At 63.7% G+C, this 22,571-nt stretch carries 19 protein-coding genes and 1 pseudogene; 12 read left to right on the top strand and 8 right to left on the bottom strand.

Features of this window, described 5'->3' with window-relative positions; genetic code table 11:
• Positions 1–18 precede the first annotated feature (18 nt).
• The 6 genes from HQ394_RS00710 (at position 19) to HQ394_RS00685 (ending at position 6,983) form a co-directional block, all read left to right on the top strand.
• Complete coding sequence (locus tag HQ394_RS00710) at positions 19–474, top strand: hypothetical protein (RefSeq protein ID WP_190261594.1); 456 nt, start codon at positions 19–21, stop codon at positions 472–474.
• A 113-nt stretch (positions 475–587) separates the two neighbouring features.
• Complete coding sequence (locus HQ394_RS00705; protein ID WP_190261593.1) at positions 588–1,076, top strand: LolA-related protein; 489 nt, start codon at positions 588–590, stop codon at positions 1,074–1,076.
• Positions 1,073–3,451 carry an MMPL family transporter gene (locus HQ394_RS00700; RefSeq protein ID WP_223291753.1) on the top strand — a complete coding sequence of 793 codons (2,379 nt, stop codon included), beginning with the start codon at positions 1,073–1,075 and terminating at the stop codon, positions 3,449–3,451. Before HQ394_RS00705 ends, HQ394_RS00700 begins: the two co-directional genes overlap by 4 nt.
• Positions 3,409–5,493 (top strand): beta-ketoacyl-ACP synthase, encoded by a 2,085-nt coding sequence (locus HQ394_RS00695; protein ID WP_456151465.1) that lies wholly within the window; start codon positions 3,409–3,411, stop codon positions 5,491–5,493. Before HQ394_RS00700 ends, HQ394_RS00695 begins: the two co-directional genes overlap by 43 nt.
• The gene (fabG, locus tag HQ394_RS00690) at positions 5,490–6,209 is read left to right on the top strand and encodes a 3-oxoacyl-ACP reductase FabG (RefSeq protein WP_190261590.1); all 720 of its coding nucleotides are present in this window, start codon (positions 5,490–5,492) and stop codon (positions 6,207–6,209) included. The genes HQ394_RS00695 and fabG overlap by 4 nt, the downstream gene beginning before the upstream one ends.
• A 39-nt stretch (positions 6,210–6,248) precedes the next feature.
• Positions 6,249–6,983 (top strand): glycosyltransferase family 2 protein, encoded by a 735-nt coding sequence (locus HQ394_RS00685; RefSeq protein ID WP_190261589.1) that lies wholly within the window; start codon positions 6,249–6,251, stop codon positions 6,981–6,983.
• Positions 6,984–6,989: 6 nt separating this feature from the next.
• Here the strand turns inward: HQ394_RS00685 and HQ394_RS00680 are convergent, their stop codons facing one another.
• The 3 genes from HQ394_RS00680 to HQ394_RS00670 form a co-directional block, all read right to left on the bottom strand.
• Positions 6,990–7,304: a hotdog family protein gene (locus tag HQ394_RS00680; RefSeq protein WP_190261588.1), complete on the bottom strand. Its 315-nt coding sequence runs from the start codon at positions 7,302–7,304 to the stop codon at positions 6,990–6,992.
• Positions 7,301–8,656, bottom strand: coding sequence for an AMP-binding protein (locus HQ394_RS00675; RefSeq protein WP_190261587.1), 1,356 nt, complete (start codon positions 8,654–8,656; stop codon positions 7,301–7,303). Before HQ394_RS00675 ends, HQ394_RS00680 begins: the two co-directional genes overlap by 4 nt.
• Before the next feature lie 193 nt (positions 8,657–8,849).
• Entirely contained in the window at positions 8,850–10,040 is a 1,191-nt protein-coding gene (locus tag HQ394_RS00670) for a class I SAM-dependent methyltransferase (RefSeq protein WP_190261586.1), read from the bottom strand.
• A gap of 44 nt (positions 10,041–10,084) precedes the next feature.
• On the opposite strand from HQ394_RS00670, the gene HQ394_RS00665 reads away from it, so the two are divergent.
• Both HQ394_RS00665 and HQ394_RS20925 read left to right on the top strand, forming a co-directional pair.
• Positions 10,085–10,864, top strand: coding sequence for a class I SAM-dependent methyltransferase (locus HQ394_RS00665; RefSeq protein WP_190261585.1), 780 nt, complete (start codon positions 10,085–10,087; stop codon positions 10,862–10,864).
• A gap of 115 nt (positions 10,865–10,979) precedes the next feature.
• Positions 10,980–11,801: pseudogene (locus tag HQ394_RS20925) on the top strand (ChbG/HpnK family deacetylase); the annotation flags it as partial.
• A gap of 129 nt (positions 11,802–11,930) precedes the next feature.
• On the opposite strand, the gene HQ394_RS00655 reads toward HQ394_RS20925, so the two are convergent.
• From HQ394_RS00655 to HQ394_RS00645, 3 genes are all read right to left on the bottom strand, one after another.
• Positions 11,931–13,241 carry an ABC1 kinase family protein gene (locus HQ394_RS00655; protein WP_223291992.1) on the bottom strand — a complete coding sequence of 437 codons (1,311 nt, stop codon included), beginning with the start codon at positions 13,239–13,241 and terminating at the stop codon, positions 11,931–11,933.
• 199 nt (positions 13,242–13,440) lie between these two features.
• Positions 13,441–15,249, bottom strand: coding sequence for a M3 family oligoendopeptidase (locus HQ394_RS00650; RefSeq protein WP_190261583.1), 1,809 nt, complete (start codon positions 15,247–15,249; stop codon positions 13,441–13,443).
• A complete protein-coding gene (locus tag HQ394_RS00645; RefSeq protein ID WP_190261582.1) occupies positions 15,239–15,388 on the bottom strand; it encodes a hypothetical protein in 150 nt (49 codons plus the stop codon). Before HQ394_RS00645 ends, HQ394_RS00650 begins: the two co-directional genes overlap by 11 nt.
• Positions 15,389–15,423: 35 nt before the next feature.
• On the opposite strand from HQ394_RS00645, the gene HQ394_RS00640 reads away from it, so the two are divergent.
• Positions 15,424–17,238: an AMP-dependent synthetase/ligase gene (locus tag HQ394_RS00640; protein WP_190261581.1), complete on the top strand. Its 1,815-nt coding sequence runs from the start codon at positions 15,424–15,426 to the stop codon at positions 17,236–17,238.
• Here HQ394_RS00640 and HQ394_RS00635 read toward each other — a convergent pair.
• Complete coding sequence (locus tag HQ394_RS00635; RefSeq protein WP_190261580.1) at positions 17,235–18,212, bottom strand: SDR family NAD(P)-dependent oxidoreductase; 978 nt, start codon at positions 18,210–18,212, stop codon at positions 17,235–17,237. The two genes, HQ394_RS00640 and HQ394_RS00635, sit on opposite strands and share 4 nt — an antisense overlap.
• A 538-nt stretch (positions 18,213–18,750) precedes the next feature.
• On the opposite strand from HQ394_RS00635, the gene HQ394_RS00630 reads away from it, so the two are divergent.
• A complete protein-coding gene (locus tag HQ394_RS00630) occupies positions 18,751–19,494 on the top strand; it encodes a hypothetical protein (protein WP_223291752.1) in 744 nt (247 codons plus the stop codon).
• 101 nt (positions 19,495–19,595) lie between these two features.
• Here the strand turns inward: HQ394_RS00630 and pyk are convergent, their stop codons facing one another.
• Positions 19,596–21,023, bottom strand: a complete 1,428-nt coding sequence (gene pyk / locus HQ394_RS00625) for a pyruvate kinase (RefSeq protein WP_223291751.1) — start codon at positions 21,021–21,023, stop codon at positions 19,596–19,598.
• 255 nt (positions 21,024–21,278) lie between these two features.
• On the opposite strand from pyk, the gene HQ394_RS00620 reads away from it, so the two are divergent.
• Together HQ394_RS00620 and HQ394_RS00615 are read left to right on the top strand one after the other, a co-directional pair.
• Complete coding sequence (locus tag HQ394_RS00620; protein ID WP_190261577.1) at positions 21,279–21,824, top strand: peptidylprolyl isomerase; 546 nt, start codon at positions 21,279–21,281, stop codon at positions 21,822–21,824.
• 42 nt (positions 21,825–21,866) lie between these two features.
• Entirely contained in the window at positions 21,867–22,499 is a 633-nt protein-coding gene (locus tag HQ394_RS00615) for an MBL fold metallo-hydrolase (protein WP_190261576.1), read from the top strand.
• The last annotated feature ends 72 nt before the right edge of the window (positions 22,500–22,571 follow it).

Below are 22,571 nucleotides of genomic sequence, written 5' to 3'. Positions count from 1 at the left end.
GCGCGTTGGGTATGCGCCATGCTGATCGGCAGCGAGGAGATTCGCCGGCTTGTTCCGCACGCGGGCGGAATGTGTCTCATTGACATCGTCCTCCAATGGGACCACGAGAGCATCCACTGTCGCAGCACCTCACACCAGAATTCGGACCACCCCCTTCGTCGCGACGGCCAACTGAGCGCACTGCACGCCTTCGAGTACGCCGCGCAGGCAGCGGCCATTCATGGTGCGTTGCTCGCCCGGGTAAATGCCGTGGCGGCACGGGCGGGCTATCTTGGGGCACTGCGCCACGCCAACCTCGCGATCAGACGTCTGGATACGATCGCCGGCCCGCTTGACGTCAACGCACGGCTGCTCATCGGCGACCGCGGCAATGCCATCTATGCGTGTCAGGTGGCCGCCGCCGGTAGCGTCGTCGCCGAGGCGCGGATCACCATAGTTGAAAGGCCAGCCATCGAGCCATGCGGCGACGACTAATCCTGCTCCTTGCTGGCGTTTTCGCCTGTCTCTTGCTGCGAACAGCTTGCCTTTCGGCTGCCGCTGCTGCGGACAGTGGCGGTTTAGAGCCGCCCACGGATCTGCCTGCATTGATGGCTGCACTGGCGAAGGTCGAGCAGATGGACGCCATCTTCGAAGAGCGCAAAGAGATGACGGCGCTGGAAGCGCCGCTGGTCAGCCGTGGTTTTCTCCGTTACCGGGCGCCAAGCGTGCTGGAAAAAGAGGTTCTGCAGCCGCAGCCGGCGCTCTATCGCATCGATGGTGACCGGATAACGGTGGAGGGGCCGGATGTCAGCCGTCGCGACTTTTCCATCGACCAGTACCCCGGGGTGCGCACCCTCGTCGAGTCGGTTCGGGCGACCCTTGCCGGCGATGAGCCAACGCTTGAACGTTATTTTCGCGTCGCTTTTCTCACCGATGTAAGCGGCTGGCAGCTCCGTCTGGAACCGCTTGACCAGACGATCGCCCGTCAGGTCGTCGCCATTATCATCGATGGCACCGGCAATAGCGCCCGGCGGGTGGAAACGCTCGAAAGCGGTGGTGACCGGACGGTCATGACCATCACTCCGGTGACGGAATGAACGTCGGCGCGGATAAGCTGGCGAGATTCGCCCGCTTGGCGGTTATTGCGATCTGGTTGTGTGTGACCGTGGGCTGCGGCGTCTTCGCCTTCCTGGCGACGCCCATCTTGACCCAGATCTCGCATTTCATTCCGCGCACCGATATCGACGCCGACCTGCTGGATGATCTCTACTCCAGCGTTGCCGCGAGGATGGTGCTGATTGCAATCGAGGGCGATAGCGAGGAAGCGCGAGCTGCGGTAAGCAATCGCCTCAGGGATGCTCTGAAGGCCCGCGACAGTTTCGTCCGCGTGCTCAACGGCCCTTCGTCACTCTCCCCCGACGACATGCGTCAGCTCTACGCGTATCGCTATCTCCTCAGTCCGAGCGTTAGCTCTGAGCGGTTCACCGTCGACGGCCTGCGAAGTGGCCTACAGCAACGATTGACCGAACTCAGCTCCNCCCTGTCGCCGATCAGTAAACAATACCTACCGGGGGACCCGACGGGTGAGCTGCGCTCCGTCCTCGGCGTTTTTCAAGGTGGGATTCAGCAGCCGGAGACCCGCTTCGGCGTCTGGACGTCACCCGACGGCAAGCGAGCGCTGCTGATCGCCGAAACGCAGGTCTCAGGTTTCGACGCCAAGGCGCAGCAGCCGGTGGTCGACTCCATCCGCCAGGCCTTTGCCAGTGCCAAGGGCGAGCGCCAGGTCACATTGCTCCTGAGCGGCCCGGGTGTCCTAGCCGGCCTCAGCGAACAGACGATCCGCACCGAAGCGACCCTGCTCAGTCTCGGCTCCCTCGCCGCTATCATCGCTTTGCTCGTGTGTGCTTATCGATCGTGGCGGGTGATCCTGCTCAGTCCGCTGCCTTTGCTGTCCGCGCTCGTTGTCGCCGTCGCCGTTGTTGGCGTCCTTTACGGCGGCATCCAGGGCATCGTGCTCGGATTTGGCGCGACTCTGATGGGCGTCACCGTCGATTATCCGGTCCACCTGTTCAGCCATTTGCGGCGCCAGGAGCGGGTCGAAGACACCATTCGCCGGCTCTGGCCGACGCTGCGCCTGTGCGTCGTCAGTACCGCCATCGGTTACGTGGCGATGATCAGCACCAGTCTGACCGGTCTTGCCGAACTGGGCATCTTCTCCATGGTCGGCCTCGTGACCGCCGCGGCGGTCACCCGCTGGGTGCTGCCCGCCGTCCTGCCGGAGCGGTGGGCACCACCGATACTGGCGGGGCTCCCCTTGATCCGGCGTTTGATGCAGCATCGACGCCTTCCGTGCTGGCCGATATTCGCCGTGGGCGTTGGCCTGCTGGCGGTCATGGCCACGGTCGTTGCGCTCAGACCGCCCGGATGGCAAACCGATCTGACGGCGCTCAGCCCGATCCCCGCCGATATTCTGGCGCAGGATGCGAAGCTCAGAGCCGATTTGCACGCGCCGGAGGTCGGTCAGGTTCTGTTCATCCGCGCCATCACCCCGGATGCCGTCATTCTCCGCAGCGAGGAACTGACCGGCAAGCTGCAGCAGATGGTCGCCGCCGGGAGCTTGACCGGCTTTGACGCCCCGTCCCTTTACCTGCCGAGCCAGGCAGTCCAGCGCGCGCGTCGGGTTGCGCTGCCGGATGCGTCGACGCTGCGCGCCAACCTCGCCCAGGCGGCAGCGGGACTGCCGTTCCGGGCCGATGCCTTCGAACCTTTTCTTCGCGCCGTGGAAGCGGCGCGTAGTGCACGCTTCCTTGGTCTCGAAGACTTGCGCCATACACCACTCGGCTTGCGCATCGAGTCACTCCTCTATCCGAGCGAGNGGGGCTGGACGGGCATGATCACCCTTTCCGGCGTTCGCAATCCACAGCAACTCGCCACCAGCATCGACGCATTGGGCTATGCCAATGTGACCTATTTGGACTTTCGAGCGACGACGACGCGGTTGATGACCGACTTTCGCGACCAAGCGGTCAGCCGCCTTTACCTGGGGGCCCTGCTGTTGGTGGCCCTGCTCATCGTCGGGGTTCGCTCCTGGCAGCGAACACTGGTTGTCTTGTTGCCGCTCACGCTGGCGGTGTTGCTCGACCTCTGCGTGCTGGCCCTGCGAGCGGAACCGCTCACGCTCTTCCATCTGGTTTCGTTACTGCTGGTGGTCGGCTTAGGTATCGATTACGGCCTCTTCTTCAGCTCTACCGCCGACGACATCGAGGAGCAAAGTCGCACCTTGCATGCTCTCCTGCTCTGTAGTAGCTCCACCGCAGCGGGGTTTGGCATGCTCTGCTTTTCATCGTTGCCGGTGCTGAAAGCGATTGGTCAGACGGTCACTGTCGGCGTTATTGCCGCCTATGTGTTCGCCGCGATCATCGCCCGGCCGTGGGCGGTTTCGCAATTGCCCGCCAGGGGTGGTTCTCACTAGCTGTGTTGTCTGCGTACACTGACGTCAAACCCATACGACCGATCGCCATCCGCGCCTTCACCACCGTCAACGCGCTTGGTCGTGGCATCGCCGCATCGCTGACGGCACTGCTGGACGGACGCAGTGGCCTTCGGCGCTGCGATTTCCCCAATGCCGACATCGACACCTGGATCGGTCGGGTGGAAGGGCTCGAAGACGAAGCCATCGTCGGACCGCTTGCTGACTACGACTGTCGCAACAATCGCCTGGCGCGTATGGGGCTTGTGGCGGACGGCTTCGAGAACGCCGTTAGCAATGCCCGACGGCGATACGGTGCCGAACGGATCGGCGTTTTTATCGGTACCAGTACGTCCGGCATTCAGCAAACCGAAGAGGCCTACCGCCGCCGCGATCCAGTGAGTGGCACGCTGCCAGCGGACTTCAACTATCGCTGCACCCATAATGTGTTTTCGGTGGCTGACTTCACCCGCCGGCTGCTCAAGCTTGCAGGGCCGGCCTTCTCGATCTCCACCGCCTGCTCCTCAAGCGCCAAGGTGTTCGCCGCCGCCGCCCGCCATTTGCAGGTCGGAACCTGCGATGCGGTGGTGGTCGGCGGCGTTGACAGCCTGTGCCTGACGACGCTGTACGGGTTCCGCGCCCTCGAACTCACCGCCAGCGAGCCCTGCCGGCCATGGGATGTGGACCGCAAGGGGCTGAGCCTGGGTGAAGGCGCCGGCTTCGCCCTGCTCGAACGGCCGGAACCGGGCGAGGTCGGGATCGCGCTGCTTGGCTACGGCGAAAGCAGCGACGCCTACCACATGACCGCTGCCCATCCCGAAGGCGCCGGCGCCGTGCTGGCGATGCAGGCCGCGCTCGCTCGCGCCGGCGTCGCTGCAGAAGCAGTGGACTACATCAACCTGCACGGCACCGCCACGCCATCGAACGATAGTGCGGAAGACAAGGCGATCATCCAGGTGTTCGGCTCCAGCACGCCATGCAGTTCGACCAAGGGATGGACCGGGCATACGCTTGGTGCCGCCGGCATCATCGAAGCCGTCATCGCCTTGCTCTGTCTTGAGCATGGCTTCATGCCCGCGACCCTGAACACCCGGCGGATCGACCCCGCGCTCTCCGCCCATCTCATGCTCGCAACCGAGCATCGCTGCTTGCAGCGCGTCCTCAGCAATTCCTTCGGCTTCGGCGGTACCAACTGCAGTCTGCTGTTTGGACAACTGNGGATGATTGCGCTCAACGTCCAGGCAATCGGCCTGCTTGCTCCGGGGCTCGCTGGCTGGACGGCTAGCCTGCCTGTCCTGCGCGGCGAACAACCGTATCGTGCCGCTGAGCTGCCGCCGCTGAAACCGGCTTGGCTGCCGGCGAGCGAGCGGCGTCGCGCAACCATGGTTAGCCGCTTCGCCCTGGCAGCGGTGGAAGAGGTGCTGGCCGCGCTCCCGGGCGGTGCGCACCCAGGTGTTGCCAGCGGACTCATGTCGGTGTTTGCCTCATCGAGCGGCGACATGGAGATCATCGATCGGATCTGCCGGGCACTGCAGGAAGCCGATCGGTCCCTATCGCCCACCCACTTTCATAATTCGGTGCACAATGCCCCGGCAGGCTATTGGGCGATCGCCTCACGAAGCATGTGCGCATCCACAAGCCTTGCCGCCTTTGACGGCAGCTTTGCCGCCGGTCTACTGGAAACAGCCTGCCTGGTTGCCAGCCAGGACGCATCGGTGCTGCTCGTCGCTTACGATGCAGCGGCACCGCAGCCACTGGCAGCGAAGCGTCCCATCACGCTACCTTTTGCCGCCGCCCTGCTTTGCGGGCCGGTTACGCGCGAACGCGGCATCGCCAGGCTTGAGCTCGGGCCGGCCTCGGATGCTGCAGGCAGCGAAGCCGCGGATAGTGAACTGGCCGCCGATAGCGAACTAGACAGCCTGCGCCGTGGCAACCCGGCGGCACGCAGCTTGACATTGCTGCGGGTGATCGCCCGTGATGTTCCCGGCACCGTCGTGCTTCCCGGCGGCTGGCCGCAGGGACTGCAGGTGAAGATATGCCGATGAAGCGTGCCCTTGTCACCGGCGGCAGCGGCGATATCGGTGCCGCCATCTGCCGGACCTTGGCTGCCGACAGCCTGCATGTGATCGTCCACGCGCATCGCCATCCCGAGCGCGCCGAAGCGGTGGCCGACGCGATCCGGTTGGCGGGCGGCAGCGCCGAGACGGTGCAATTCGATGTGACCGATATCGATCACACCCGCGCGGTGCTAGAAGGATGTCTGCAAGCCGGTCCGATTCAGGTGCTGGTCAACAACGCCGGCATTTATGCCGACGCGCCGCTCGCCGGCATGTCGTTCGCGCAGTGGCGCGAGGTGATCGATGTCTGCCTGCACGGTTTTTTCAGCGTCACTCAACCGCTGATCCTGCCCATGCGCCGCAGCCGTTGGGGCCGAATCATCACCATCACTTCGGTGAGCGCCGTCCTCGGCAATCGCGGCCAGACCAACTACGCTGCGGCTAAGGCGGGGCTGCATGGCGCCACCAAGTCGCTGGCGCTGGAACTGGCCTCGCGCGGCATCACCGTCAACGCCATCGCCCCCGGCCTGATCGCCGGGCGGATCACCGATGTCACCTTCGACGATGCGACGATCAAACGCCTGGTGCCGATGCAACGCACCGGCACCGCCGCGGAAGTGGCCGACCTGGTAAGCTTTCTCGCCTCCGACCGAGCGGGCTATATTTCCGGTCAGATCATCAACATTAACGGCTTGATGATCTGACCGCCGGCTCGCCAACCTTGAACCGAACCGAGATCGTCGATGCACTTGGCCGTGGTCATCCCGGCGTTCAATGAGGCAAGGACGATCGTCCACGTCGCGGCGGCTGCCTGTGCCACCGGGTTGCCGGTGATCGTCGTCGATGACGGCTCCATCGACGGGACGGCTGAACGGCTGCGTGATCTGCCGGTGACCGTGCTCCGCCACCCGATCAATCAAGGCAAGGGCGCCAGCCTGTGGGACGGGATGCAGCGCGCCATCGCCGACGGTGCCCGGGCAGTGATCAGCATGGATGGCGACGGGCAGCACAACGCCGATGACCTGCCGCTGCTCATTGCTGCGGCGCGTAACCACCCGGAGCGACTCATCATCGCCGCCCGGCTCCGGCAGCGACACCAAATGCCGCGATTGCGCCGCTTCGGCAACGCCATGGCCGATTTCTGGATTTCCTGGGCGGCAGGATGGCCGATCACCGACACCCAGTCAGGCTTCCGGCTCTATCCTGCTTCGGTGATCCGCCACCTCGAAAAGGCTAATCGACGCGCGCCGGGGTTTGTTTTCGAAAGCGAGGTGTTGATTGAGGCGGCACGCGCCGGCGCCGCACCGCTGGCGGTGCCAATTGATGCGATCTATCATCCCGAAGCGCGGGCAAGCCACTATCGCCCGCTGATGGATACGCTGCTGATCATCCGCATGGTGGCGGGCAAGCTGCTGGCGCGCGGCTTCTACCTGCGCGGCTTGTGGCGATCGCTCAGCCCGCCCCGCACCGACGGCTGAATGGCATCACGTCGGCACTGCCTCGTCCGCCAGCTGCAGCTGGCCTTGTGCCAGGACGCCGCCGTCACTACGGCAGACGAAGCCGATACGCCCTCCTCCCATCGATGTTACCGCGACGCGAAAGTCCTGGTCCGGGCGAAGCGGTGCCAGGAACTTGACCCAATGCACCGCGATCAGCTGCCCCGGCCCAAACGAGGTGACCACGGCCGCAAAGACCTCCTCAAGGATGAGAACACCGGGGACGAGCGGATCACCCGGGAAATGCCCGGCGAGCGCCGGATGCCCGGCGGCAATCCGCCGCGGACCAACTTCGATCGTCATCGCGGCCGGCGAGCCGTCGTGGTCTGCGCAAGGAGGTCGAGGAGCGCCTGCCGCCGCAACTTGCCGACCTCGTTGCGCGGCAGCTGCTTGATGAGCCGCAGCGGCCGCGGCAGGAAGATGGGGTCGATCCGCTCCGCTAGCGCCGCCAGAATTTCGCGCTTGCTGCGGGTGGTGCTGGCCACCAGCGCCGCCAGCCGGCGTGGCCGATCCTGCCCCTCCTCCGGGACGACGAACACGCCGTCGTCGACACCGTCGATCTCGTTCAGAATGCGATTGAGGAAGCTCAGCGAGGTGCGCTTGCCGGCGACGTTGACAAGGTCCTGCTCGCGGCCGCCGAGCGCGAACCGCCCGTCCGCGAACACCTCCACCTGATCGTTGAGACGAACCGCCGCCGCAAGGTGGGCGGCGCGCGCCCAGCCGTCGTCGATGGTGAAGCCGTCGTAGGGTTTCCAGGCATCCTCGTCGATGGTGCGGCGGCTGGCAATCGAGCCGGCCTCGGTACAGCCATAGATCTCCATCACCGGTGCCGCGAACACCGCCTCGGCCGCCCGCGCCAGTGAAGGCGAGAGCGGTGCCGTCGCCGAAATCACCAGCCGCAATGCGGGCCACGCGGCCGGCGTGGCGGTGAGCACTCGCAGATGCGCCGGGGTGGTCACCAGCACCCGCGGTTCCGGTAGCGCGGCCAGCGTCGTCAGCACGTCCTCCGGCAGCAGCGGCCGCCCCGCGTCCAGCGCCACCGGCAGCGTCAGCGGCAGCATGATCGAGGTCTCAAGACCGTACATGTGCTGTGGTGGCACGGTGGCGACGATGCTGGCGCCAGGAGCGAGCGCAAATGCGAACCGACGCTCCGCCAGCCGGGCACCGGCGACGAGTTCGCCCCAGCGTTTGACGTGCGGCTGAGCGCGACCGGTGCTGCCGGAGGTGAAGGCAACGGCCATGGCGTGCCCGGCGGGAAGCCACGGCACCGCCGACTTCGATTGTGTAACGACGTTGAAATCGACCCAGGCGCCGATGCCCTCGTCGTCGACAATATGGCTATCGGGGTAGCTGCCACTCGTCTCGGCAATCGCTGCCCTGGCCCGGCTCGCCGGCAGCAGGCTCGTCTGGCCGCAGACGCCGGCGGCAGCGAAGGCGAGGAGGAAAAGATAGCGATCCTGGCACAGGTTAAGCGCATAGCGGCGACGCGGCAGGCACTCGGCAACACGCAGCACATGGTTGAGGAAGGCGTCACGGCTGATCGGCTTCTGCTGGCGCCAAGCGATGGGTGTCCCGCTGTCGATCGCATCCAGCAACGGCAAGACATCGCTTGCCGCGTATTCGTCAAGAGAGGCGATCCCGCAAGAGTCTCGCATGCGTTTTGCCGAAAGATAAGGATCGGAGTTGAGGTGGTCAGTTCTCGCTGCATTCCCCTGCTTCGGCAACCGCCGTCGGCGCCACAGCGCAGCAACAGGCGAAGAAGAGGATAGCTGCATCCGACGACACGCTCAACACTGGCCGTTCAACTCTGTCCCAGCCATCGACGTCAAAGACGGAGCGGCAACGCGCCTACTGCGCGCAGATGGCAGCAATATACAGGTGCGGAAAAATGCTGCGTGTTCGGCGGTGATCAGGGCGAAAGCTCACGTTGGTGAAGCCGGCGTCGGTCAGCGACCGCTGCCATTCCTCCGGCGTCAGGAATCCAGGCCGCGGCCGCCGGTCCGGATGGGTGATCACCGCCTTGAAGCTGTCGAGGAGCTGGAAGACGAACTCGACATAGACCGACTGATCTGGGAACGGCCGCAGACACTCGCCGGCCACCAGGGAGCCGCCGGGCGCCAGCCGGGCGCGCGCCTCGCCGAGGCTGAACGCCAAGTCCCGCGCCACGTGCAGGACGTTGACACCACAGATCAGATCGAAACGGCCATCGTCCGGCAGTTGGTCCGCCCACGGCTGGTCGATGTCGAGGGCGGCGAACTGCAGTGGCAGGTTGCGCCGGCGCGCCTTCAGCCGGCGTTCACCGCGACGACGAAACAAGGCACTCGGCTCGGTGACCAGGTATCGCTGCAGCCTGCCCTTCAGTCCGCGGCGAACCAGTTCGTCGAGCAATGCCTCGGTGGCGCTGCCGGCGCCAGCGCCGAGTTCAAGAATGGAAAAGTGCTGCTTCTCCGCCAGCGACGCCGTGGCGATGACGGCAGCAACGCGATTGTTGGCGGCGTAAAGCAGGTTGGCATTGTCGAAGTAGTCGAGCCAGAGACCGATGGCCTCGGGATTGAGCAGCGCGTCCTCGCCGCTCACTTCGCCGCGGGCGATCCGCGGCCATGCCGCCGCCGCCGCCTGCAGCAGCGCGATCGTTGGCCGATTGCCGGCATCAATGGCAAGTCCCTTAGCGGCGAGTTGCGGCGCATCCGCCAGCCGCCATCGATCGGTGCGGTAGTAACGGCGCGTGCCGGAGGTATCTTCCACACCCACGGCCCCGCCGATGGCGGCTCGTTCCAACAGCCACGTCAGGTGTGGCGCGAAGTCGCCGGCAAGATCCAGTGCGCGACAGAGGGTCGCCGCGGATGCGGGCGTAGTCAGCGCACTGTCCGCGCCCAGCGCCGCCAACACCGCGAGCGACAGGGCGTCCACATAGGAGTCGACCCACAGAATGCTGCGATAGAGGCGGTCATCCCACAGGTCGGCGGGAAAGTCCGCCAACAGCGGCGCCAGACGCTCCTTGGGTGTGGCGCCATTGCAGTCGCTTTCAGAACTGGGCATCCTGCCTTTCGCCTCCCGTATCGCATTCACCCCAACGAGCCGGTATGGACGAAAACGTCAGCCGAAAACACGACCAAGCGGAATTGCCGCCAGCGATCCCACCGCATCCGCCACTGCCGCAGTACTATGGCGATCCGAGCCAGCGGTTGGCCTTCCTGCAGGGCATGTTCGATCGCACGGCGCCGCACTACGACCGCATCGGTACCATGCTCTCCTTGGGTTGCGGCAGCTGGTACCGCCGCCGGGCACTGCGCCGGGCCGGCCTGCGACCGGGAATGCGTGGGCTCGACGTGGCCATCGGTACCGGCGCCGTCGCCCGGGAAGCGGTCGCCATCGGCGGCCAGGCCAGCTTCATCGTCGGCATCGATCTCAGCCAGGGCATGCTGATCGAAGCCAGACGACGGCTCGCAGCACCGCTGGTGCAAGGAGCGATGGAGGCATTGCCCTTCGCCGACGCCAGCTTCGATTTCCTCACGATGGGCTACGCGCTGCGTCACGTCAGCGACCTGCATACCGCCTTTGGCGAATTCTGCCGCGTGCTCCGCCCCGGCGGCTTCCTCCTCTTGCTGGAACTCGGCAAGCCGTCGACGCGGCTATGGGCAGCGATTCTTCGCGTCTATCTCGGCACGGTCATTCCCCGGCTTGGCCGATGGTCGAGCGGCATGGCCGAAGCTGAGACGCTAATGCGCTACTATTGGGACACCATCGACCAGTGTGTTCCGCCCGAGCGCATCCTTGCCGCCCTCTCCGACGCCGGCTTCGCCCAGCCGCATTGCGATCAGGAGTTCGACGTTTTTCGTGCCTACACTGCTACCATCGGTTGACGTCCGGTTCAAAATCGGGGCACGTTGCGCGCCATTCTGGATAATATCCCGTTTACATTCTCGGTTTAGTATCCACGTCTCCTGCTTCAATCCTCTGGCAATTCGCATCTAACGCATGGGTTTCGTTCGGTCGCCCGCCTCCTTCGAACCGCCGGCGCAAGCGAGTGATGTTGCTGACATCGCGCCTGACGGAGATATCCCGATCCTGTTGTGTGCCGACGACTACGCGATGACGGCCGGGATCAGCGAGGCTATTCGCCTGCTCGCCGCCAGCAGGCGGATTTCGGCGGTGAGTTGCGTTGTGGTCTCGCCACACTGGATGGCGGAGGCAGCACGCCTCAAGCCCGTCGCCGCGACGCTGGATGTGGGCCTACACTTCACGCTCACCCACACCACACCGGCGGTGGTGCTGCCGACGCTGGCACCCGCGCACAGGTTGCCGTCGCCATTGCAACTGTTCAGCCGTGCGTTCAGCGGCCAAGTCGACGTCAGCGAAGTCATGGCGGAACTGCGAGCGCAGCTGGCACTGTTCGCTGTTGCCTTCGGTCGGATGCCGGACTTTATCGACAGCCACTATCATTGTCATCTGCTCCCAGGGGTGCGCGAAGCGGTCCTCCGCGTCCTCATCGAGGACTTTCCCATTGGCAGACCGTGGTTACGCTTCCTGACGCTTTCATCCGCCGACATCCTCACCCATTATCGGCTCGCTGTCCCGGCAGCTGCGTTCCTGGCACTGCTCGGTTGTGGTCACCATCGCCTGGGCATGCGTCACGGCGTATGCGGCAACACCCATTTTCGTGGTGTCCGTCGCTTCTTCGGCGACCCGCCCTACCGCCAGCTCTTCCGACGGTTTTGCCGCGGTGTCCGTTCCGGAACGCTGATCATGTGCCATCCCGGACTGGATGACGGTGAGGTCCTGCCCACGCAGCATCCCATAGCGGCGCGGGAAGATGAGCTCGCATTTCTAGCGTCCGATGAAATGACGCATCTGCTGGCAGCGCAGCGTCTGCGCGTCGAGCGGTTTCGCGCGCTTCAGCCCCCGGCGCTTCAGCCCCGGCACCCACATTCAAGCCGGTGGTGGCAGCGCCACAGCGTTGAGCGCCGCCTGTTGCCGTTCGGCGATGGAGCGGGGATCGTGGCCTTCGATCAATTCGTGGAACAGGCGGTGCCAGTTGATTTCCGCCCGCAGGCGGGTGAAGACGCTACCAAGGCCGATGGCGGCACGATCCATCAATACGAACTCGCGCGGTGGGGCAACCCCACCGGCTTCGCGCAGTTGCTGCTGCACCCGGCCGGCGACCTTCGCCCCGTAGGCGACGCTGTTATCGCGCTGAATCGTCTGCACCCGATCCTCCATCAGCGGCCGATAGAGGAAACTGGCCCACTGATTGAGAATATCGATGATCTCGCGGCTGAGGTTGGAGAATCCCCAGGTTTCATAGGCATGGACGGCAAGATCGCGGTCGTCGTTGCGCAGTGCCCAGTAGAGGTCGATGACGGCACCGATGAAGGACGGTGGAAAGACGCGGATGCAGCCGAAGTCGAGAAGATTGATCGACCCGTCAGCGCGCACCGAATAGTTGCCAAGATGCGGATCGCCGTGGAGGACGCCGAACTCGTAGAAGGGTACGTACCAAGCGCGAAACATGTTGACGGCGACCGCATTGCGCAGCTCGGCATGCTGATCGACGAAAGACAGAATCGATTCGCCGTCGAGCCAGGTCATCGTCAGCAGACGGTCGCTGGAGAGATCTAGCAAGGGCTCCGGCACATGCACCTGCGCTTCGCGCTCGAGCATCCAGCGGTAGAGCGCCATGTGCTTGGCTTCTCGCCGGTAATCGAGCTCTTCACGTAGCCGTGCCGTCAATTCGGCATGAATGTTCGAGGGATCGATCGCCCGGTCGTAGCGGCGATAAATGGAGAAGATGACCTTCAACTGCGACAGGTCGGCTTCGACTGCCGAAGCCATGTCGGGATACTGCAGCTTGCAGGCGAGGCGTCGCCCATCATGCGCCGTTGCCCGATGCACCTGGCCGAGCGAGGCGGCTGCGGTGGCCGTATGCTCGAAGCTTTGAAAGCGGTTCTGCCACTCCGGGCCAAGCTCCGCCGCCATCCGCCGTTTGACGAAGCTCCAGCCCATCGGCGGCGCGTTCTGCTGTAGCTGCGCCAATTCCTCCGTGTATTCGGCTGGCAACATGTCGGGAACGGTGGCGAGGATCTGTGCCACCTTCATCAGCGGCCCCTTCAGCCCGCCCAGTGCCGTCTTCAGTTCGAGCGCATGCTCGGGCCGATCGATCTTCATGCCGAAAAGCTGATTGCCGGCAAACCGGACGGCCAAGCCGCCAACGGTGGAGCCGACGCGGGCGTAACGCTTCAATCGGCTTGCGAGGCGATCCTCGTCGCTGAACGCCGCATCGGCGGCAGCGTTGTTACCAAGCGCTGCCGCATCTTCCTCTGTCGGCCCTCCTGCTTCGGCCACGCACCCATGCTCCTTCCGTTGCTATTGCAAGCATATTTAGGGGTGCCGGAGCCCCACGCCAACGGTCGCCCCGCTGGCAGGGATCTCCACCGAGGGTTCAGGCCTCCTGCAGCGCCTCAAGTTCGTCGATGAAATCGATGACCACACTCAGTCCACGCCGCCAGAATTCCGGGTCTCGCGCATCAAGGCCGAAGGGCTGCAGCAGATCGCTATGGTGCAGCGTACCGCCGGCACCAAGCATGTGCAGATATTTATCCTGAAAGCCAGGATGGCCCTCGCTGTAGACCTGATACAGCGAGTTAACCAGGCAATCCCCAAAGGCATAGGCGTAGACGTAGAACGGTGAGTGAATAAAATGCGGAATATAAGACCAATAATATTTATATTCATCGTCGAAGTGAAACGCTGGGCCGAGACTTTCTGCCTGAACATCCATCCAGATGGCGTTGATACTTTCTGCTGAAAGTTCGCTATTGCTTCGGCTTTCATGCAGACGGCGTTCAAACTCGTGAAATGCAATCTGCCGCACCACCGTGTTCAGCATATTTTCCACCTTGCTGGCGAGGAGGTGGAAGCGTTGTCGGGGATCTTGCTGCGCATCGAGAACCGCCCGGAAGACGAGCATTTCGCCAAACACGGAAGCGCCCTCCGCCAGCGTCAGCGGCGTCTCCGACATCAATGGCCCCTGCTCCGCCGCCAGCAGTTGATGAATGCCGTGGCCAAGTTCGTGTGCCAGCGTCGTGACGTCGCGCGCACGACCGTAGAAGTTCAAGAGAATATACGGATGCGCCGACGGCACCACCGGGTGGGCAAAGGCTCCTGAATCCTTGCCGGGGCGCGGCGCCGCATCGATCCAGTGGCGATCAAAGAACTGACTGGCGATGGTTGCCATGCGCGGATCGAAACGCCCGAATGCATCAAGGACGAGTTTCTGCGCTTCTTCCCACGTATAGCGTTGCTGAACCGCGCCCGGCAACGGCGCATTGCGGTCCCAATAATCAAGAACATCCTGACCGAACCAACGCGCCTTCATCGCATAATAGCGGTGCGCCAGTTCGCTGTACGCNCCTTTGACCGCCAGAACGAGGGCGTCCACCACCTCGTCCTCGACGCGGTTGCTCAGGTTACGATAGGAGACCGGCTTCGGATAACCGCGCCATTTGTCCTCGATCTCCTTGTCCTTGGCGAGGGTATTGGCAATCAGCGAGAAGAGTTCAATGTTGTCTGCGAGGCCGGTGCCAAGCGCCTTGGCGGCGGTGCGACGCACCGAGGTGTCCGGATTGTCGAAAAAATTCATCGTATCGGCGAGCGTCAGCGGCTTGCCGTCGACGTTGAAGCGCAAGGCGGCAAGTGTGCGATCGAAGAGTCGCCCCCACGCAGTTGCTCCGGTCAGCGCCTTCTCATGCAGCAGCTTTTCCATTTCGTCGGAAAGCTGATGCGACGAGAACGCCCCCACATCACGCACCCAGGACGCATAGTGCGCAGCCGCTGCATCCTCCATCTGCCGCGCCACCGTCGCGTCGTCGAGACGATTCAGCTCAAGGATAAAAAATAGGGTCCTGGTCGAGATCGCGTTATAGCGCTCCTGCATCGTCTGCAAAAAGCGGCCGCGCGCCGAATCACCCATGTCTTCGGCAAAGTACAATTGCGCGTAGCTCATCACCTTATGCAGGCGCTCGAGAATGGCCTCGTAGGTCGCAATCGCCGTCCCAAGTTCGGCGCCATCCAAGGCGGCGAGCCGGCCGGCGTAAGCGGTGTGGAACCGTTCCGCATCCTCGTGCGCCTGGTCGAAATCGACATCAATCTGCGGCGACGCCGGCCCCGAATAAAGGTCGCTCAGATCCCAAAGCGGCAGGGCACTATCGCTGCCCGCTGACTCTGTTTTTGCTGCAGCATCAATTGCCATTGATGTTATCCCCCACTATGGTGTGAAAGCCGCCGGCGCCACTTTCACCCTTGCGTCTGCCACGCCGCAACAAAATCGGCGCGTGCAGTGAAGAGTAGAAAAGCGCGTTATTGTTGTCCTTATTATCATGGAAGTTCATTCTCCGTGCTCCCTCAGTGGCCTAACCTTGTTGCCATGTTCTTCGATCAGGCTGAGCGGTATGGGACCAAGCCCCTGCTCTGGGCGAAGCATCAGGGCACCTATCATCCCTTAAGCTGGCTGGACGTCAGCGACAGAGTTTGCCGCCTGGCGCTGGGCCTGCAGCAGCTTGGCCTCAGGCGTGGCGACCGTGTTCTGATCGTTGCCGAAAACCGTCCCGAATGGGTTGTTGCCGATCTGGCGATCATGGCGATTGGCGGCGTTACCGTTCCAGCCTACACCACCAATACCGAAGCCGACCATCTCTACCTGCTCGGCAATTCGGGTGCCCGTGCCGCCATCGTTTCCTCGCCCAAGCTGTCGCGGCCGCTGCTGGCAGCGGCGACGCGCGCCGCCGACCTGCAGTTGGTGGTCAGCATCGAGCCGCCCGCCACCGACCATCTGTCAGTGCCTCGTCTCGTTTTCTGGGACGACGTCATGGCGCTGGCTCCAGCCAACCACACGACGATCCGCGAGGATGCTCGCAACATTGCCACGGACGATCTCGCCTGCCTGATCTACACCTCCGGCACCGGTGGAGCGCCGAAGGGCGTCATGCTGCATCACGGCGCTATTCTCCACAATTGCGCTGGCGCAGCGTATCTCATCGCCTGCCTGGGCACCGATCTGGCGGCGCACGTCTTCCTGTCCTTCCTGCCGCTATCGCATGCCTATGAGCATACGGTCGGCCTCTATCTGCCGATGACCATGGGGGCGCAGGTTTATTACGCCGAAAGCGTCGAGCGCGTCCTTGCCGCCATGCAAGAGGTGCGACCGACGATCATTTCAGCGGTGCCACGCTTTTTTGAGATCGTCTACCAGCGCATCAACCAGACCGCACGCAAGACGACGGGGATCAAGGCGAAGCTGTTCGCTGCGGCCGTAGAGCTGGGTCGCCGTCGCCATGAGGCACCGCAAAGCTTTACCTTCGCCCACCGCCTCGCCGACGCACTGCTGGATCGTCTCGTCCGTACGCCGGTGCGTGAGCGTTTCGGCGGGCGGCTGCAAGTGATGGTCTCCGGCGGTGCACCGCTCAGTTTCGAGATTGGGCTGTTCCTGCGCTCGGTCGGCCTGCCGGTCGTTCAGGGCTATGGGCAGACCGAGGCCGCGCCCTTGATCAGCGTCAATGATCCGTCGCGGGTGAAGCTGCGCACGGTGGGGACGCCGATCCGTGGTGCTGAGGTCCGCATCGCCGAAGACGGTGAGATCCTGGTCCGCGGCGACATGCTGATGAAGGGGTACTGGGGTAACGAGGAGGCGACGCGAGAGGTTTTGCGCGACGGCTGGCTGCATACCGGTGACGTGGGCGAAATCGACGCCGACGGCGATATCCGGATCACCGATCGCAAGAAGGACATCATCGTCAACTCCGGTGGCGATAATCTGTCTCCGGCGCGAATTGAGGGCATGTTGACGCTGCGGCCGGAAATCGGCCAAGCAATGATCTACGGCGACCGGCGACCGCACGTGGTGGCACTGATCGTTGCCGATGTGNCGGCGTGGGCAAAGGTCTGGGCTGAGGCCAACGGCGCCTCGCCGGAACCGGCCGATCTCGCCAACGATGCCCGATTCATCGCCGCCATTGCCGCGGTGGTGAAGGAGGTCAACGGCCACCTCTCCGTCGTTGAACGTATCCGCCGTTTCACCATCACGCCGGACCCCTTCAGCATTGAGAACGCCCAGCTGACGCCGACGTTGAAACTGCGCCGCCATGCCATCCGCGCGGTCTATGGCACCATCCTCGATCAACTCTACGACCCAGCCGGCGGGCCGACCGCAACTGTACGGCCGAAGACCGGTACCGCCGACTAATCGATACCATAGTAGGCGCGAAACCAGGCGACGAAGCGAGGAATGCCCTCGGCGATCGATACGCTTGGCGCGAAACCAAGATCGCGCCGACTTTCTTCGATGTCGGCGCAGGTCTCCTTGACGTCACCCAGCTGCAACGGTTGCGGATCGATGACGGCGGTGCGGCCGAGCGAGGCTTCGAGGGTGGCGACGAAATCGAGCAGACGCTCGGGTTTGTGATTGCCGAGATTGTACAGGCGATGGCGAGCCGTGCCGGCGGCTGGCGGCAGGGCGATCGCCGCCAGAATCCCATCGACGATATCATCGATGTAGGTGAAGTCGCGCCGCATGTCGCCACCGTTGAACACCGGGATCGGCTCCCCGGCGATGATCTTGCGTGCAAACAGGAATGCCGCCATGTCCGGACGCCCCCACGGCCCGTAAACGGTGAAAAAGCGCAAACCCGTCAATTGGATGCCGAATGTCGTCGCATAACTCTGGCTGATCGCTTCCATGGATTTCTTCGTCGCGCCGTAGAGCGACAACGGTTGATCGGTGCGATCGTTGACCGAAAAAGGCAGCTTGGCATTGCTGCCGTAGACCGACGATGAGGACGCATAAACGATATGCGGCGGCGAAGCGAGACGACGACAAGCCTCGAGAACGACCACGTGCCCCTGGACGTTGCTGCGAATGTACGCCAGCGGATTGACCAGCGAGTAGCGGACACCCGCCTGGCCGGCCAAGTGGACAACAGCATCGAGCGGTGCGGCCGCGTCCACCACCGCATCCACCTGAATCTGATCCGCCACGTCAATATGATGGAAGACAAAGCTGCCGGCGGCGCTCAGCCGCGCCAGGCGCGCTTCCTTCAAGGAGACGTCGTAATAGTCGTTGAGATTGTCGATGCCGATCACCCGCTCGCCCTGCGCCAGCAGCCGATACGCGAGGTGAAAGCCGATAAATCCGGCAGCCCCCGTCACCAGAATTGCCATCCGGGCTCCTTTTCCTGCAGATCCAAGGCCGTCAACGCCGCCGCGCGCCGGCAAGCGCGCATTCCTCTGCCCATCGTCATTGACTGTGACGAGGCGCGCAGACATGTGACAGAAGCAACCTATACTCGCAACAATAGCGGCGTGTGGATATCCGACGAGTGCCACTGCCTCGTCACGTTGCCGCCCGCTACTTCAGGCGCGACGATGGAGCGATGATGTCGGAGGATGATGACATTCGCCGCGGCGGTGACACCAGGGCCGGGTCTCCGGACAAGGCAAATGCTGAAGATGCGCGCGATGGAACGATCCGCGAGGCAAGCCTGCGTGAGCGCTTGCAGGCGCAACTGGCGCTACTGCGCGCGCAAGTCAGGCGGCTGAACCAGGCACTTGCGAGAGGTGCCGACACCGTCGATCCGGCGCAGACGACACCCCCTCCCCTTCGCCGCCGTCGTTGCCACCAGTTGACGACCGACGCGGCGCCAGCCCGCGTCCACCTGCCATCGATCAGGCAACGTCCAAGGCTGCCCCGGCGGTACCGATGCCAGCCGTATCCCCCTTACCCACAGCCGGCAGCGGCCAGCCGCAAACGGACAAAGTCCCCGCCTTGGGAAGCGTCGGCGCCGAGCGCCCAGGCGCCCTGGTCCTGCTTGAGATCAATGAGACGGATCTGCGGGCGATGATCCACGATGGTCTGCTGTCTCGCGCCGATATCGCCAATCCGGCACGCATCAGTGCGGCGCTGCAGCTGATCGTCGCCCGCTGGCGGTCAACCGTCACCATACCGCCGCCGCCACCGCCGGAGAAGCGCGTCGAACGGCGCCGCGGCCGTGAGCGTCGCCGCAGTGCGCCACGCACAAGTTCACTGCTCAGCTACGTAACCGAAACAGAGTTCGATCGCCGCACGGGCAGCGACCGGCGCCGGGCCAAGCGCGCCAACATCGGCGACGCCACGCCGACGATGCCAGCACCGACCAATCTGGTCACTCTTGCCGATGCCCGAACCAAGCGCGTCAAGCAGCAGCGGCGTGAGTTGAATCCACCAGCCAGCGAACCCGCGGCGGCGTTGCTGCCGATCCGTCGGCGGCGGTTACCAGCAGTGGACGCCCCCAATCCGACCGGCAAGCCAAGGCCGGAGAAGGATGCCGCGGGGACGGTGGTCGCTATCGATCCCCATGCTGGGGCCCCCATGCTGGCGATTCCCACGCGGGTGACCACCCTGTTGGCGACAAGACCCAGATGCAATCAACCCCTCAGTGTGACAGCTTGCCGCAAGCCGACGTGAACGAGCGCAAACAGCCCCGTGACGCCGGCGAACCGGACGAGCGGTAGTCACTTGGCGAGTGGTCCAGAGGAGAAAGGCAGGCAGGAGCGACGAGGATGCCGCTACGGAATCGGCGCCTTGGCCGGGTCTTCGCCCAACTGCACGATATGCACCGTGTTGGTTTCTGTTCCCGGCGGCAAGCCGGCAACGATGACGATGGTGCTGCTGTGGTCGGCGAACCCTTCAGCGATCGCGCGCTGCGTCGACTCGGTGACGAACTCGCGAAAATCACCCAATTCTCCGCAGAGAACCGGGGAGACTCCNCACGCCAGGGTGAGCTGATGGGCGACCGTCTGCGACGGCGTCATCGCCATGATCGGCGCCGAAGGTCGTTCCCTGGCTCCTCGCCGCGCCGTATCGCCACTGGTGGTAAACGTGATGATAACATCGGCACCGATGGTTTCAGCTACCCCGCGGGCGGCTGCGGTTACGGCGACCGGACAGGCGGCTTCATGGCCGAGAACGCCCGCGTTGATCGTCTGCAGGTAGCTCGGGTCCTTTTCGACGCGGTTGATGATCCGCTGCATGATCGTCACCGCCTCCAAGGGGTAGGCGCCCGCGGCCGTCTCACCCGATAGCATGACCGCATCAACGCCTTCGTAAACCGCCGTCGCCACGTCTGAGGCTTCGGCGCGGGTCGGCGTCGGCGCCTGGATCATCGATTCCAGCATCTGCGTCGCCACGATGACCGGTCTGCCGGCGTGTCGACAGGCCCGGATAATCCGCCGCTGCCAGATCGGCACCTCCTCCGGCGGCAACTCCACCCCCAGATCGCCGCGCGCCACCATGATCCCGTCGGCCAGATTGACGATCTTGTCCAGGTGCTGCACCGCCGATGGTTTTTCCAACTTCGCGATCAGGTGCGCCCGGTTGCCGACGGCAGCACGCGCCTCAAGGATATCCTCCGGTCGCTGGACGAAAGACAACGCCACCATGGTGATGCCCAGATCGAGGGCAAAATCGAGATCGGCACGATCCTTCGCTGTAATCGGCGAAATCGCCAGCCGGACGTTCGGCAGATTGACGCCCTTGTGGTCGGAGAGCATGCCACCGACGATCACCTTGGTATCGGCGTAGTCGGCCCCACAGGTTTCCACCTGAAGGCGGAGCTTGCCATCGTCGAGCAGAAGCATCGCGCCCGGAACCAGCGCCGCAAAAATTTCCGGATGCGGCAGACAAACCCGCCGGTTGTCACCAGGATCGTTCAACAGGTCGAGGCGGAAAGGATCGCCGTTGTTAAGGCGGACCGGCCCGGCGCCGAAATGACCAACGCGCAGTTTCGGGCCCTGCAAGTCGGCAAGAATACCGATCGGTCGGCGATAGGCCTGCTCGAGTTCGCGGATGATGCGAAATCTCTCGCCGTGATCGGCATGGGTGCCATGACTGAAATTAAAGCGAAAGACATCCACGCCCGCTTCGAACAACTGGCCGATCAGCTCCTTCGTCGAGCTGCCGGGGCCAAGCGTAGCAACGATCTTGGTACGGGTCATATGATGCATGGCGGCTAAAATACGGAGGCGCGCCAGACGACACCAGCAGAATACGACAGCGCCGACATTCAACTTTCGTGACGCTACCTGGTGGCGATTTCCCCGGTGCTGCCTGGTGGCGATGGCGGCCGCAGCAAGCCGGGGTGACGCGAATTCGCGTGCGCCACTCCGACGGGTGCTGTAGGTTGCGCGCGCCTACGGTTCGGATGTTACTGCCGAAACCAGCCCGGGCACGAAAAGACGAGAGGAAAATCCATGGACTGGAAGTTTGCCGCGGCTTGTCTGATTGGCATGATGCTGTCGACCACAGCCAATGCCGGCGATCCCGAAAATACGATCCTCCTGCAACTGAAGGACGGCACGGTGGTGATCGAGATGCTGCCCCAGGTGGCGCCGCTGCATGTCGCGCGAATCAAGGAGCTAACCCGCCAGGGCTTTTATGACGGCCTGCCGTTCCATCGGGTGATCGAAGGCTTCATGGCGCAGACAGGGGATCCGCGCGGTGATGGCACCGGCGGCTCGGGCAAGAAGCTGCCGGCAGAATTTTCCAAGGAACCCTTTGTCCGCGGCACCGTCGGCATGGCGCGCGCCGCCGATCCGAACAGCGGCGACTCGCAGTTCTTCATCATGTTTGCGCCCGGCTCCTTCCTCGACGGCAAGTATACCGTCTGGGGCAAAGTCGTTTCAGGCATGGAATTCGTCGACAAGATCAAGCGCGGCGATTCGGCGATGAACGGCGTTGTCGCCCCGCCGCCGGACAAGATCGTCAGTATGCGTGTCGCCGCCGACGCCAAGAAATAGCTCTGAACCAATCATCTTGTCGCTGTAAGTTGGTCGGCCACCGTGCTCAAGCTCGCGATCGTTCCCGTCACTCCCTTTCAGCAAAACTGTTCCATCGTCTGGGATGAGAACACCGGGGCCGGCGCCGTGGTCGATCCCGGCGGCGACCTGGATCGCATCCTTAATGCCGCCGCCGAACGCAAAGTGAAACTGGCAAAGATCCTGATCACCCACGGGCATCTGGATCATGCCGGTGCCACCGCCGATCTGGCGGAACGGCTTGGTCTCCCCATCGAAGGCCCCCACGAGGGCGATCGCTTCTGGATCGACGGCATGGCTGAGCAATCGCGCGCCTTCGGTATCCGTGGCGCCCGCCCCTTTACCCCCGATCGCTGGCTGAAGGGGCAGGATCAGGTGACGGTTGGACCGCTGACGTTTGATGTTCGTCATTGCCCCGGACACACTCCCGGTCACGTGGTCTTCTACCATGCACCGACGCGGGTCGCCCTGGTGGGCGACGTGCTGTTCGCCGGCTCCATCGGTCGGACGGATTTTCCTGGCGGCAGCCACGAGACGCTGATTGCGTCGATCCGCGAGCAACTGCTGCCGCTTGGCGACGATGTGCGCTTCATTCCGGGCCATGGTCCCACATCGACCTTCGGAGTCGAACGCCAATCCAACCCCTATCTCGTTTGAGACAAGGCGCAGACGTTCGCGGGCCGCGCGACGCGGCTGCGATGGGGTTTATTGCGGTCTTGAGATGAACAA

Origin of the sequence: Defluviicoccus vanus (assembly GCF_014672695.1) — a bacterium.
Lineage (GTDB): Bacteria > Pseudomonadota > Alphaproteobacteria > Rhodospirillales > Defluviicoccaceae > Defluviicoccus > Defluviicoccus vanus.
The sequence above is the reverse complement of the archived record's forward strand: the minus strand, read 5'-3'. Positions and strand labels throughout refer to the sequence as shown.